Source organism: Pseudomonas sp. NFXW11 (genome assembly GCF_049887815.1).
GTDB lineage: Bacteria > Pseudomonadota > Gammaproteobacteria > Pseudomonadales > Pseudomonadaceae > Aquipseudomonas.
Map to the genome: position 1 here is coordinate 182985 of NZ_JAGEKI010000015.1, position 13318 is coordinate 196302.

General features: G+C 62.2%; 8 protein-coding genes and 2 tRNA genes. 8 read left to right on the forward strand and 2 right to left on the reverse strand.

Going from position 1 to position 13318, the window contains the following annotated elements; translation table 11 throughout:
* Positions 1 to 53: 53 nt before the first annotated feature.
* Entirely contained in the window at positions 54 to 1769 is a 1716-nt protein-coding gene (locus tag J4P02_RS22355; protein WP_426194322.1) for a proline--tRNA ligase, read from the forward strand.
* Positions 1770 to 1786: 17 nt separating this feature from the next.
* Complete coding sequence (locus J4P02_RS22360) at positions 1787 to 2731, forward strand: hypothetical protein (protein WP_426194324.1); 945 nt, start codon at positions 1787 to 1789, stop codon at positions 2729 to 2731.
* A 76-nt stretch (positions 2732 to 2807) separates the two neighbouring features.
* On the opposite strand, the gene dinB is transcribed toward J4P02_RS22360, so the two are convergent.
* Positions 2808 to 3875: a DNA polymerase IV gene (gene dinB, locus J4P02_RS22365; protein WP_426194326.1), complete on the reverse strand. Its 1068-nt coding sequence runs from the start codon at positions 3873 to 3875 to the stop codon at positions 2808 to 2810.
* Between the two features lie 296 nt (positions 3876 to 4171).
* On the opposite strand from dinB, the gene J4P02_RS22370 reads away from it, so the two are divergent.
* The 5 genes from J4P02_RS22370 (at position 4172) to J4P02_RS22390 (ending at position 9458) form a co-directional block, all read left to right on the forward strand.
* A tRNA-Met gene (locus J4P02_RS22370) sits at positions 4172 to 4248 on the forward strand.
* Between the two features lie 200 nt (positions 4249 to 4448).
* Positions 4449 to 4525, forward strand: a tRNA-Met gene (locus J4P02_RS22375).
* Between the two features lie 277 nt (positions 4526 to 4802).
* On the forward strand, positions 4803 to 7445 hold the full coding sequence (mprF, locus tag J4P02_RS22380) for a bifunctional lysylphosphatidylglycerol flippase/synthetase MprF (protein ID WP_426194328.1): 2643 nt from the start codon (positions 4803 to 4805) through the stop codon (positions 7443 to 7445).
* Positions 7445 to 8743: a virulence factor family protein gene (locus tag J4P02_RS22385; protein WP_426194330.1), complete on the forward strand. Its 1299-nt coding sequence runs from the start codon at positions 7445 to 7447 to the stop codon at positions 8741 to 8743. The genes mprF and J4P02_RS22385 overlap by 1 nt, the downstream gene beginning before the upstream one ends.
* Positions 8744 to 9182: 439 nt before the next feature.
* On the forward strand, positions 9183 to 9458 hold the full coding sequence (locus tag J4P02_RS22390; protein ID WP_426194332.1) for a DUF3077 domain-containing protein: 276 nt from the start codon (positions 9183 to 9185) through the stop codon (positions 9456 to 9458).
* Between the two features lie 168 nt (positions 9459 to 9626).
* Here J4P02_RS22390 and J4P02_RS22395 read toward each other — a convergent pair whose 3' ends face one another.
* A complete protein-coding gene (locus J4P02_RS22395; RefSeq protein ID WP_426194340.1) occupies positions 9627 to 11468 on the reverse strand; it encodes a potassium transporter Kup in 1842 nt (613 codons plus the stop codon).
* Positions 11469 to 11848: 380 nt separating this feature from the next.
* Between J4P02_RS22395 and rimO the strand changes: the two genes are divergently transcribed.
* Entirely contained in the window at positions 11849 to 13186 is a 1338-nt protein-coding gene (rimO, locus tag J4P02_RS22400) for a 30S ribosomal protein S12 methylthiotransferase RimO (protein WP_426194334.1), read from the forward strand.
* Positions 13187 to 13318 lie beyond the last annotated feature (132 nt).

The window sequence follows — 13318 nt, forward strand, 5'->3', positions numbered from 1 at the left end:
GCCCGTACAATGCTCCGTCACTTCCAGTCTTCAGCAACCGACAACGGCCTACCATGCGTACCAGTCAATACTTGCTCGCCACACAGAAAGAAACGCCTTCCGACGCGGTCGTGATCAGCCATCAGCTGATGCTGCGCGCCGGCATGATCCGCAAACTGGCCTCGGGCCTGTACACCTGGCTGCCGATGGGCCTGCGGGTGATGCGCAAGGTCGAAGCCATCGTTCGCGAAGAGATGAACGCTGCGGGCGCGCTGGAAGTGTTGATGCCGGGTATCCAGCCGGCTGAGCTGTGGCAGGAATCCGGTCGCTGGGAACAGTACGGCCCCGAGCTGCTGCGCCTGAAGGATCGCCATAACCGCGACTTCTGCGCCGGCCCGACCCACGAAGAAGTGATCACCGACCTGGCCCGCAATGAGCTGAGCAGCTACAAGCAGTTGCCGCTGAACCTGTACCAGATCCAGACCAAATTCCGTGACGAGATCCGCCCACGCTTTGGCCTGATGCGCGGCCGCGAATTCATCATGAAGGACGCCTACTCCTTCCATGCCGACCTGGCATCGCTGCAGGTCACCTATGACCGCATGCACCTGGCCTACTGCAACATCTTCACTCGCCTGGGCCTGAAGTTCCGCCCGGTTGAAGCCGACAACGGCTCCATCGGCGGAGCCGGTTCCCATGAATTCCACGTGCTGGCCGAATCCGGCGAAGACGACATCGTCTTCAGCAACGGCTCCGACTACGCGGCGAACATCGAGAAGGCCGAGGCCGTGCCGCGCGAAACTTCGCGCCCTGCGCCAACCGAAGCCATGCGCCTGGTGGACACCCCTGACGCGAAAACCATCGCCCAGCTGGTGGAAGGCTACAACCTGCCGATCGAGAAGACCGTCAAGACCTTGGTGGTACACGCCGAGGAAGCAGGCAAGCTGATCGCCCTGATCATTCGTGGCGACCACGAGCTGAATGAAATCAAGGCCGCCAACCAGCCTGGCGTGGCCAGCCCGCTGGTAATGGCTTCCGAAGCCGAACTGCGCGACGCCATTGGCGCCGGTGCGGGCTCCCTGGGCCCGGTGAACCTGTCGCTGCCGATCATCATCGACCGCTCGGTAGCGCTGATGAGCGACTTCGGCGTCGGCGCCAACATCGACGACAAGCACTACTTTGGCGTCAACTGGGAGCGCGACCTGCCGGTGCCTACCGTGGCCGACCTGCGCAACGTGGTGGCCGGCGACCCAAGCCCGGACGGCAAGGGCACCCTGGAAATCAAGCGCGGCATCGAAGTCGGGCACATCTTCCAGCTGGGCAACAAGTACAGCCAGGCCATGAAATGCGAAGTGCTGGGCGAGAACGGCAAGCCGGTAACCCTGGAAATGGGCTGCTACGGCATTGGCGTGTCCCGCGTGGTGGCCGCGGCCATCGAACAGAACTACGACGACAAGGGCATCATCTGGAGTGACACCCTGGCGCCGTTCCAGATCGCCCTGGTGCCTCTGCGCTACGAAACCGAGCTGGTTCGCGAAGCCACCGACAAGCTCTACGCGGAACTCACCGCCGCCGGCTTCGAAGTGCTGCTGGACGATCGTGACAAGAAGACCAGCCCCGGCATCAAGTTCGCGGACATGGAGCTAATCGGCATTCCACATCGGATCGTGGTCAGCGACCGCGGCCTCGCCGAAGGCAACCTGGAATACAAGAGCCGTACCGAAGCCGAGGCACAAGCGCTGCCGGTGGCCGACGTACTGTCCTTCCTCCAAGCCCGTATCCGTCGCTGAAACCAGATAGAGAAGTCATGTTCAAGCGAAACACCTTAGGCCTCGGCGCCCTGTGCGGCGCCCTGCTGGTCAGCGGCTGTGCCAACCAGATGTCCCAGCGCAGCGAGCATGAGGAGCGGGTCGAGCGCAAGTTGCTCGACCACAGCCTGCAGATCGATGTCGGTGAGCCCAAGGTGCTCGAACTGCCGCAACGCCGGGTACGCATCCACGAGCAGAAGACCTTCGAAGTCACCGAGTTCGAGGTCACCCGCCACTACGATCGCTACACGCCCTACCAACCCTGGCGGGAGATCTACGAGATCCCCCTGGGTGCGGTGGCGCTGGTGGCCGGTATTGGCGCCAATGTGGTCAATGTGTTCGCCCTGGGCAACCTGCCGGACAGCGTCACCAAGGACTGGGTCAGCTATGGCGTGTCCGGGCTCAACCCGTTCATGAACATGCCGTCCCATGGCCGCGCCCAGCAGAACCTGTCAGCCATCGATGAAGTCCAGCGCGACAAGCGCCTGGAGTATTCGAGCCTGCCGTGGAGCGAGCGCCCGGTGCAGGTCAAGGCCGGTAAGGAAACCTACGACCTGAGCACCGATCGCAATGGCGTGCTGCTCCTGAACCTGCTGGACAACCCGTTCTCGGAACAGGACCTGAACCATATCGGCAAGTTGCAGATCAGTGTCGAGGACGCTCAGGACGAAGTGCACTCCGACTCTTCCCTGAGCATCAGCAGCCACCTGCGCAGCAAGTTGCTGGAAGCCCATGCCCTGATTTACGACGACCTGGAAGATGACGAGGTGAGCCAGTGGGTACACCGGGTCAAGCGCCTGTCGGAACTGGGCCTGGAAGAGGAAGCCAGCGAGCTGGAACAGAGCCTGATCGAGCTGACCCGCAACGATCCGGAACTGCAAAGCGAGTTTCTCAAGTCCCTGACCAAGAACGCCGGCCGCCTGGTGGCCGACCCCGGTCACTGATTCCTGCAGGAGCCGGCTTGTCGGCACAAGCGCTAGCGCGGTGAAATAATCGCGCGGTTCGCTGGCAAGCCAGCTCCTACAACCCGCCCTGGAACAGCTCCAGCTGTTCATGGCGCCCACGCAGATCCTGCAGGCGCACGCCTATTCCCAACAGCCGCACCGGCTTGCCTCCACGCTTGAAGGCCTGGGTCAGCAGCTGCTGATAGCTCGAAAGATCCCGCCCCGCCCCCGCCTGCTCCAGAGTGGTCTGGGTGAAGTCATGGAACTTCACTTTGACGAAGGGTTTGCCCGGCCGATAACTGCTGTCGATACGCTCGATGCGCCCGGCCAGGGTTGCCATCAGCTCAGGGAGTTTTTCCAGGCAGCTTTGCAGGTCCGGCAGGTCAACGTCATAGGTGTTTTCCACACTGATGGATTGCCGCCGGCTGTCATTCTGCACTGGCCGTTCATCGATACCCTGGGCCAGGCTCCACAGGCGCTCGCCAAAACTGCCGAACTCACGCACCAGCGCCAGCTTGCTCCAGTCTCGCAGTTGCAGACAGTCGACTATGCCCAGCCGCCCGAGCTTGTCGGCGGTGACCTTGCCCACCCCATGCAACTTGCTCACCGGCAGCCCGGAAACGAAATCTTGCACCTGATCCGGGGTAATCACGAACAGCCCATTGGGCTTTTTCCAGTCGCTGGCGATCTTGGCCAGGAACTTGTTGGGCGCAACACCGGCCGACACGGTGATATGCAACTGATTGGAAACCCGGCGGCGGATGTCCTGGGCGATGCGGGTGGCACTGCCAGCAAAGTTCGGGCTGTCGGAAACATCCAGGTAGGCCTCGTCCAGCGACAAGGGTTCGATCAGGTCGGTGTAGTCGCGGAAGATCGTGTGGATCTCCTTCGAGGCTTCACGGTAGGCATCCATTCGCGGCTTGACGATCGTCAGGTCCGGACACAGGGCCAGGGCATGCCGCGACGACATGGCCGAACGCACGCCAAAGGCCCGCGCCTCGTAATTGCAGGTGGCGATCACTCCCCGTCGATCCGCAGAGCCGCCCACCGCCAGAGGCTTGCCGGCCAGTTGCGGGTCATCGCGCATTTCAATGGCGGCGTAGAAGCAATCACAGTCGATGTGGATGATTTTGCGCTGCATCATATAAAGGCAGAGATCATGAAAGGCGTAAGCCGGCGGAAAACAGGCTGCCAGTATCTACCGACACCTGTATATAGCACCAGTACCTTGCATCATCGAACAACGCAGTGGATGCCCCGCGGGGAATTTATTGAATCAATCAAAACGAAACCGCCAATAGAGCTGGAAGCCCCGTACCGCCTAGGCCGGAGGCCGTTTATAAGCGCCAGCAGCAGTGCTAAGCGATTGAACCGGAAGCAATTTTTTAAATTTAATGATTGACAGATTCCTGCAGCTCTGTAGAATTCGGCCACATCAGACGCGGGATGGAGCAGCCTGGTAGCTCGTCGGGCTCATAACCCGAAGGTCGTCGGTTCAAATCCGGCTCCCGCAACCAGATATAGAAAAAGGCCACTTCGAAAGAAGTGGCCTTTTTTGTGCGCGTCCGTTTTATCTTCTCCCCTTCCCTAGCGCTCAGATAATTTCCTTGCCGATCCATGACTTAAGCCGGGAAACGGCCTGCTCGACGGTTATTTGACCATTTGCATCAATAACGGTTGACACTGCTCGGTGCGCCTGTAGAATGCCGCCCACAGACGCGGGATGGAGCAGTCTGGTAGCTCGTCGGGCTCATAACCCGAAGGTCGTCGGTTCAAATCCGGCTCCCGCAACCAAACATCAAAAAAGGCTGCTCGAAAGAGTGGCCTTTTTTGTACCTGTTGAAAAAGTCCTTTCGCAACAATGGCCTGGCAAATTGTTGCGAACCTTTAGCGATACTTCGAGCCTTATAGATGCGAGCTATGCTCTGTCTCAAGCAGCCGCCCTGAACTGATCGCCCAGGGTCGCCTGGCCGGGGTGAGACGCGTTAATATTTCAAACTATTTTTTCTACAGGGATTGGTAACTTGGCTGGATACCCCCATCCTGTCGCGCACAATCCACGAGGTGATTGATGCGCGCCAATACGTCTGATTCACAAGACACCGATACCGCAACTCAAGCTATTACAGTCACCCGTCTGCGCTGGCTGGACCTGTTGAGCAAATATCGCCAACCCCTGGGTTTGGTCGTGACCCTTCTGCTCTTCGCCATTGCCCTGATCGCCTGCCGCCATTTGCTCAGCGAGCTGGACTTCTACGCCCTGCACGACTCGATACTCGAGGTGCCCAAGCCGGCGCTGCTTGGCGCTCTGGGCGCAACCATAGTCGGCTTCATCATTCTGCTGGGCTATGAGTGGTCCGCCAGCCGCTACGCCGGCGTCAGCCTGCCCGGCCGCACCCTGGCCCTGGGCGGCTTCACTGCCTTCGCCATTGGCAATGCCATCGGCCTGTCGCTGCTCTCCGGCGGTTCGGTGCGCTACCGGCTCTATGCCCGCCATGGGCTAGGGGCCAGCGACGTAGCCCATATGACCCTGTTCGCCAGCCTGTCCCTGGGCTGCGCGCTGCCGCCGCTGGCGGCCCTGGCCACCCTGAGCAATCTGCCGGCGGCCTCGGTGGCGCTGCGCCTGCCCGAAAGCCTGCTGGCCGGTGTAGCCATTGCTGTACTCTTGCTGGGCGCCGTACTGGCCATCGGCATCTACCGTCGCCGCCTGCCGGAACAGCCGCTGCAAGACAACCTGCTGGTGCGGGTCGGACGTCGCACCCTGCGCCTGCCAGGACGTCGCCTGACCTTCCTGCAACTGATCATCACCGCCCTGGACGTCGCCGCAGCCGCGACCGTGCTCTACCTGCTGCTACCCGAAGCGCCACCCTTCGGCGCCTTCCTGCTGGTGTACCTGCTGGCCCTGGCGGCCGGGGTGCTGAGCCATGTGCCCGGTGGCGTCGGGGTATTCGAGGCCATCCTGCTGGCGGCCTTCGCCGACAAGCTTGGCGCCGCGCCGCTAGCCGCCGCCCTGCTGCTGTATCGCCTGATCTATGTAGTGCTGCCGATGCTGGTGGCCTGCGTGCTGCTGCTGATCAACGAAGCGCAACGCCTGTTCCAGACCCGGCAATCGCTGCGGGTGGCTTCCGGCCTGGCAGCGCCGATCCTCGCGGTGCTGGTGTTCCTCTCCGGTGTGGTGCTGCTGTTCTCCGGCGCCACCCCGGAAATCGATACCCGCCTGCAGCACGTCGGCTTCCTGATTCCTCATCGCCTGGTGGATGCCTCGCACTTCGGCGCCAGCCTGATCGGCGTGCTCTGCCTGCTGCTGGCCCAGGGCCTGCGCCGACGCCTGTCGGCGGCCTGGATGCTCACCACCATCTTGTTGCTGGTGGGCGCACTGCTGTCGCTGCTCAAGGGGTTCGACTGGGAGGAAGCCAGCCTGATGACCCTCACCGCCAGCCTGCTGGCGGTGTTCCGTCGCTCCTTCTATCGCCCCAGCCGTCTCACCGAGCTGCCCTTCTCGCCGCTGTACCTGGTGGCCAGCGTCTGCGTGCTCGGCGCCTCCATCTGGCTGCTGCTGTTCGCCTACCAGGACGTGCCCTACAGCCATCAGCTGTGGTGGCAGTTCACCCTCGATGCCGACGCCCCACGGGGCCTGCGCTCGCTGCTGGGTGCCGCGGTGCTGCTGTTGGTGGTGTCCCTGACCTGGCTGCTGCGCACCGCGCGCCCGGTGATCCACCTGCCCACCGTTGAGGAGCTGGACAAGGCGGCGACGATTCTCATGGCCTCGTCCCAACCCGACGGCGGCCTGGCCCTGACCGGCGACAAGGCGCTGCTGTTCCACCCCAACGACGATGCCTTTTTGATGTACGCCCGCCGTGGCCGCAGCCTGGTGGCGCTTTACGACCCCATCGGCCCGACCCAGCAGCGGGCGGAGATGATCTGGCAGTTCCGCGACCTGTGCGACGTGCACCACGCGCGCCCGGTGTTCTACCAGGTGCGGGCGGAAAACCTGCCCTACTACATGGACATCGGCCTGACCGCGATCAAGCTCGGCGAGGAAGCCCGGGTCGATCTCAAGCGCTTCGACCTGGAAGCCAAGGGCAAGGAGATGAAGGACCTGCGCTACACCTGGAACCGTGGCACCCGCGACGGCCTGTCGCTGGAGATCCACGAGCCCGGGCAAGCGCCCATGGATGAACTGAAGGTGATCTCCGATGCCTGGCTCACCGGCAAGAACGTCCGGGAGAAAGGCTTCTCCCTGGGCCGCTTCAGCGACGACTACCTGAAGCACTTCCGTATCGCGATCATTCGTTTTGAAGGGCGCCCGGTGGCGTTCGCCAACCTGCTCGAGACCTACAGCCACGACCTGGCCAGCCTCGACCTGATGCGCGCACACCCGGACGCACCGAAGCTGACCATGGAATTCATGATGGTCGGCCTGATCCAGCATTATAAAAATCATGGATATGCGCGCTTCAGCCTGGGCATGGTGCCGTTGTCGGGCCTGCAGCCTCGCCGTGGCGCGCCACTGACTCAACGCCTGGGCTCGATGGTTTTCCGCCGTGGCGAGCAACTGTATAACTTCCAGGGCTTGCGCCGCTTCAAGGACAAGTTCCAACCCGACTGGGAACCCCGTTATATGGCCGTACCCGCCGGGCTCGACCCGCTGGTAGCCCTGGCCGACACCGCCGCCCTGATTGCGGGCGGCCTGACTGGATTGGTGAAACGCTGATGATTCAACGCTCTTGGCGGTATCTGCTGGCCACACTGGTGGTGCTGGCTCTGATGGCAGGCGGTGGTTACTGGTGGTGGAACCGCCCCGCCCCTGAACCCACCCTGGAACAACTGACCCAGACCGACGGCTCGACCCTGACCCGCGTGACCCCGGGCACCCAGGCCAAAGCCCGGGTGGTGGTGGCGGTGCTGCCCGACGCCACCCTGAGCGACAAGCAACTGCTGGCCCTGAGCCGCAGCGGCGCGGCGCAGATCGTCCAGGTGGTCCTGCCCAAGGATGACTGCAAGCTGCAGGAACAAGCGCTACAAAATGCCCTGCCGCAGCTCGCCGGCCCGGCGACCCTGGTCAGCGGCATCGGCCCGGGCGCGGCCCTGGCCTGGCGCTGGATCGCCTCCCAGAGCGACGACAAGGCCCAAGCCGTGTCGGTGGGCTTCACCATCAACCCGGCACCGGGCTGCACCGATCCCCTGCCCAAGACCCTGGCCCACGGCCATTGGCTGGTGGCCTGGAACGACAACCCGGACGATGAAAGCGCCGGCTTCGTGCGTGACACTCCCAATGCCACCACCAGCATCAGCGACTACGACATCCACCTGCCGCAAGTGCTGAACAACGAACTGCGCAAGCTGCTGGTGGGCTCGGAAAACGGCGGCCTGAACATTCCGGTGGTGGAAGTGCCGGCCGGCCAGGCCAAGGACACCGTGACCCTGTTCCTCTCCGGTGACGGCGGCTGGCGCGACCTGGATCGCGACGTGGCCGGCGAAATGGCCAAGATCGGCTACCCGGTGGTGGGCATCGACACCCTGCGCTACTACTGGCAGCACAAAACCCCGGAACAAAGCGCCGTCGACCTCACCGAGCTGATGCAGCACTACCGGCAGAAATGGGGCACCAAGCGCTTCGTGCTGACCGGCTACTCCTTCGGCGCCGACGTGTTGCCAGCCATCTACAACCGCCTGCCGGAAGCCGAGCAGCAACGCGTGGACGCCATTATCCTGCTGGCCTTCGCCCGCACCGGCAGCTTCGAGATCGAAGTCGAAGGCTGGCTCGGCAACGCCGGCAAGGAAGCCGCCACCGGCCCGGAAATGGCCAAGCTGCCAGCGGCCAAGGTGGTGTGCATCTACGGCGTGGAAGAGGTCGACGAAAGTGGTTGCACCGACAAGACCGCCGTCGGTGAAGCCATGAAGCTGCCTGGGGGCCATCACTTCGACGAGAACTACCCGGCACTGGCCAAACGCCTGGTGGACGCCATAGAGAAGCGTCAGGCCAAGGATCAGGCCACGGCTCAAGAGTGAGCTGAACCTCGCCAGACAATAGCCCTCGCAGCCTCAGGTTGCGGGGGCTTTTTTTATGGCCTTGTTTGAGCAGGGTTCGCTTGGGGCGGCGCTTTATCGGATGACTACCGCACAGGTTGTAGGCACACTCCGAGAATTGTGAAGGGGGTGCGTTTTGGGCTGTTTGCCACCTTGTTGGCCTGCAACTCAGCGGGCTAGGCTCCGGATGCCGCTGACCTTTCAGCGGCCGGGCTTGGAAACCCGAAGAGTCTGGGCAACTAGCACCCCATAGTGATTACAGGCGAATTTCGCACCTGCAATCCATCAGTTATGGCGGCTGTGCGTGGGAGACCTTCGGGTCTGCCGGTTTCCTGGATTCCCGGTTTTCCAACCTGCGTACAGCTGCCACCCATTCGCTTGGAAACGAACGTGGTAGCTCCTCGAATTCAGGAGTTGGACCATGAACAATGCGAACCCGCCTCAACTTTCAAACCTGACAACAGTCGGTTGTACCCCATTTATCTACCGCTCGGAACACCCACTGTTCCAGGTCAGCCCCGGCGTCCCGATTGGCGACGCCCTGGCCCAAGCCTCCGATCTGCTGTCCCTGGCCAAGTCCTTTGCCGAGGACGCCGCCTACAGCAAGGACAGTGACCGCAACGCCTGGGCCGCGTACTACCTGACCACCATGGGCAAGGCGGTGGTGGACGATGTGGTGCAGGCGCTCACCGCGTAAGGACTGGCAGCGATCTCACGGCCAGAGGGCTTCGGGATAGAAGTTTCAGTCTTCAGCATCGATGCTGATTGACAGTCCGCTATCGCGAGCAAGCTCGCTCCTACAGGGGGCGTGAAATGAAAAAGCCCCCGCTGCCGCAAGGCAACGGGGGCTTTCGTTTGGCAGGGCTTACATCTCGACCTGGGTCCCCAGTTCGATCACCCGGTTCACCGGCAGCTTGAAGAAGCGCAGGTTGCCGTTGGCGTTCTTCAACATGAAGGCGAACAGCGCTTCGCGCCAACGGGCCATGCCTTCCAGCTTGGAGGCGATCACCGTCTCGCGGCTGAGGAAGTAGGTGGTGCGCATCGGGCTGAAGTCCAGTTCATCCAGGTGGCACAGCTTCAGGGCCTCGGGCACATCCGGCTCGTCGGTGAAGCCAAAATGCAGGATCACCCGGAAAAAGCCCTCGCCATAGGCGTCCACCTCGAAGCGCCGCTGCGCCGGCACCCGTGGAATGTCTTCATAGACCACGGTCAGCAGCACCACCTGCTCATGCAGCACCTGGTTGTGCAGCAGGTTGTGCAACAGCGCATGGGGCACGGCGTCCGGGCGGGCGGTAAGGAACACTGCGGTGCCCTGCACACGATGCGGCGGCTGCACGCGGATGCTGCTGATAAAGATCGGCAGCGGCAGCCCGCCTTCGTCGAGGCGATCCACCAGCAGCTCCTTGCCGCGCTTCCAGGTGGTCATGAGGATAAACAGGGCGATCCCTGCCAATACCGGGAAGGCACCGCCCTGGAAGATCTTCGGCACGTTGGCGGCGAAGAACAGCCCATCCACCAGCAGGAAGCCCACCAGGATCGGCACTGTCAGTACCGGTGGCCATTTCCACAGCAGCAGCATCACCGCCGACACCAGGATGCTGGTGATCAGCATGGTGCCGGTCACCGCCACGCCGTAGGCCGAGGCCAGGGCACCGGAGGACTCGAACCCCAGCACCAGCAGGATCACGCCCACCATCAGCGACCAGTTCACCGCGCCGATGTAGATCTGCCCCTGCTCGGCGCTGGAGGTGTGCTGGATGTACATGCGTGGGATATAGCCCAGCTGGATCGCCTGGCGGGTCAGGGAGAAGGCCCCGGAAATCACCGCCTGGGAGGCAATCACCGTGGCCAGGGTGGCCAGGCCCACCAGCGGGATCAGGGCCCAGCCCGGCGCCAGCAGGTAGAAGGGGTTGCGCGCCGCTTCCGGATTTTCCAGCAGCAAGGCGCCCTGGCCGAAATAGTTGAGCACCAGGGCCGGCAGCACCAGGGCGAACCAGGCCCGGGCAATCGGCTTGCGGCCAAAGTGGCCCATATCGGCATACAGGGCTTCGGCGCCGGTCAGGGCCAGCACCACCGCCCCGAGAATCGCCACGCCCATGCCCGGGTGGGAGATAAAGAAGCGCACGCCCCACACCGGGTTCAGCGCCTGCAATACCTCAGGGTGTTGAAGGATACCGTGCACCCCCAGCCCGCCCAGCACCAGGAACCAGGCCACCATCACCGGGCCGAACAGCTTGCCGATGCGATCAGTACCGTGTTTCTGGATCAGGAACAGCGCCACCAGCACCACCAGCGCCATCGGCACCACCCAGTGCTCCAGGCCGCTGAAGGCCAGTTCCAGGCCTTCCACTGCCGAAAGTACCGAGATGGCCGGGGTGATCATGCTGTCGCCATAGAACAGCGAGGCGCCGATTAGGCCGAGAATCACCAGCACCGAACGCAGGCGCGGATAGGACGCCGATGCCCGCCGAGCCAGCGCGGTCAGGGCCATGATGCCGCCCTCGCCCTGGTTGTCGGCGCGCAGAATGAACAGTACGTATTTGATCGATACCACCCAGACCAAGGACCAGAAGATCAGGGCCAGGATGCCGAACACCCCGTCGTGGTTGACCTGAACCCCGTAACTGCCGGAAAACACCTCTTTGAGGGTATAGAGCGGGCTGGTACCGATATCGCCATACACCACCCCGACCGCCGCCACCAGCATTCCCAGAGGCTTGACCCCGGAGTGCTCGCCACTCGCTGCCTGACTACTTGCCTGACCCATCAATGACTCCTACTACCAAGACCGGGGCTTCTTATATAGGAAGCGCAAGGTTATACAAGCGCTATTCTCTAAAATTGCGCAGTTTGCCATGGGACTCAGGCTTTTTTTATTACCTGCACGGCTCAGCGCAGGGGGCTATGAAAACAGCCGGGCATAACGGGACGAAGCATAGTCCAGCGCTCGTCGTATTTCCGCCGCATAAAGCTGGTCAAGCGCCGCGACCATCGCTAGAATTGCGCACTTTTTGATCAGAGGCGCAGCCAGCGCCCAAGCGTCGCACTTGCCCCCCAAGTGATTCGACACCTATACCGAGGTTAGACATGTCCACCCCTACCACGCCAGCCAACCCCAAGGTCGGCTTCGTATCCCTGGGTTGCCCAAAAGCTCTGGTCGACTCCGAGCGCATCCTTACCCAACTGCGCATGGAAGGCTATGACGTGGTGTCCACCTACCAGGACGCCGATGTTGTGGTGGTCAACACCTGCGGCTTTATCGACTCGGCCAAGGCCGAATCCCTGGAAGTTATCGGCGAAGCCATCAAGGAAAACGGCAAGGTCATCGTTACCGGCTGCATGGGCGTGGAAGAAGGCAATATCCGTGACGTGCACCCTAGCGTGCTGGCCGTTACTGGCCCACAGCAGTACGAGCAAGTGGTCAGCGCGGTGCACGAAGTGGTGCCGCCCAAGAAAGACCACAACCCACTGATCGACCTGGTGCCGCCACAAGGCATCAAGCTGACCCCGCGGCACTACGCCTACCTGAAGATTTCCGAAGGCTGCAACCACAGCTGCAGCTTCTGCATCATTCCGTCGATGCGCGGCAAGCTGGTCAGCCGTCCGGTGGGCGACGTGCTCGATGAGGCCCAGCGCCTGGTCAAGTCCGGGGTCAAGGAACTGCTGGTGATCTCCCAGGACACCAGCGCCTATGGCGTGGACGTCAAGTACCGCACCGGTTTCTGGAACGGCGCGCCGGTGAAAACCCGCATGACCGAGCTCTGCGAAGCCTTGAGCAGCCTGGGCGTGTGGGTGCGCCTGCACTACGTCTACCCCTACCCGCACGTTGACGAGCTGATTCCGCTGATGGCCGCCGGCAAGATCCTGCCGTACCTGGACATCCCCTTCCAGCACGCCAGCCCGAAAGTCCTCAAGTCGATGAAACGCCCGGCCTTCGAAGACAAGACCCTGGCGCGGATCAAGGCCTGGCGCGAGATCTGCCCCGAGCTGATCATCCGTTCGACCTTTATCGTCGGCTTCCCCGGCGAAACCGAGGAAGACTTCCAGTACCTGCTGGATTGGCTGACCGAGGCCCAGCTGGACCGCGTCGGCTGCTTCCAGTACTCGCCAGTGGAAGGCGCCCCGGCCAACGACCTGGATCTGGACGTGGTGCCGGACGAGGTCAAGCAGGACCGTTGGGAGCGTTTCATGGCGCACCAGCAGGAAATCAGCTCGGCACGCCTGCAACAGCGCGTCGGCAAGGAAATCGAAGTGCTGATCGACGAAGTCGACGAAAACGGCGCGGTGGGCCGCTGCTTCTTCGATGCCCCGGAAATCGACGGCAACGTGTTTATCGATGGCGCCGGCGACCTGAAGCCAGGTGACAAGGTCTGGTGCCGGGTCACCGATGCCGACGAATACGACCTCTGGGCCGAACGCGTCTAAGCGGTAAAAAAAAGGTTCTTCACGGAATCCCGGGAAACTCAGAAACAAAAACGCCGATTTGATAGATGATGTTCGTGCGAGCAAACAGATCTAAAAAACCGGCGTTCTTATGCGTGATATTAATACTTTCCT

Coding starts and splice junctions, on each gene's coding strand:
- J4P02_RS22360 (WP_426194324.1), top strand. CDS start 1,787: ATGTTCAAGCGAAACACCTTAGGCCTCGGCGCCCTGTGCGGCGCCCTG.
- rimO (WP_426194334.1), top strand. CDS start 11,849: ATGTCCACCCCTACCACGCCAGCCAACCCCAAGGTCGGCTTCGTATCC.
- mprF (WP_426194328.1), top strand. CDS start 4,803: ATGCGCGCCAATACGTCTGATTCACAAGACACCGATACCGCAACTCAA.
- J4P02_RS22355 (WP_426194322.1), top strand. CDS start 54: ATGCGTACCAGTCAATACTTGCTCGCCACACAGAAAGAAACGCCTTCC.
- J4P02_RS22385 (WP_426194330.1), top strand. CDS start 7,445: ATGATTCAACGCTCTTGGCGGTATCTGCTGGCCACACTGGTGGTGCTG.
- J4P02_RS22395 (WP_426194340.1), bottom strand. CDS start 11,468: ATGCTGGTGGCGGCGGTCGGGGTGGTGTATGGCGATATCGGTACCAGC.
- dinB (WP_426194326.1), bottom strand. CDS start 3,875: ATGATGCAGCGCAAAATCATCCACATCGACTGTGATTGCTTCTACGCC.
- J4P02_RS22390 (WP_426194332.1), top strand. CDS start 9,183: ATGAACAATGCGAACCCGCCTCAACTTTCAAACCTGACAACAGTCGGT.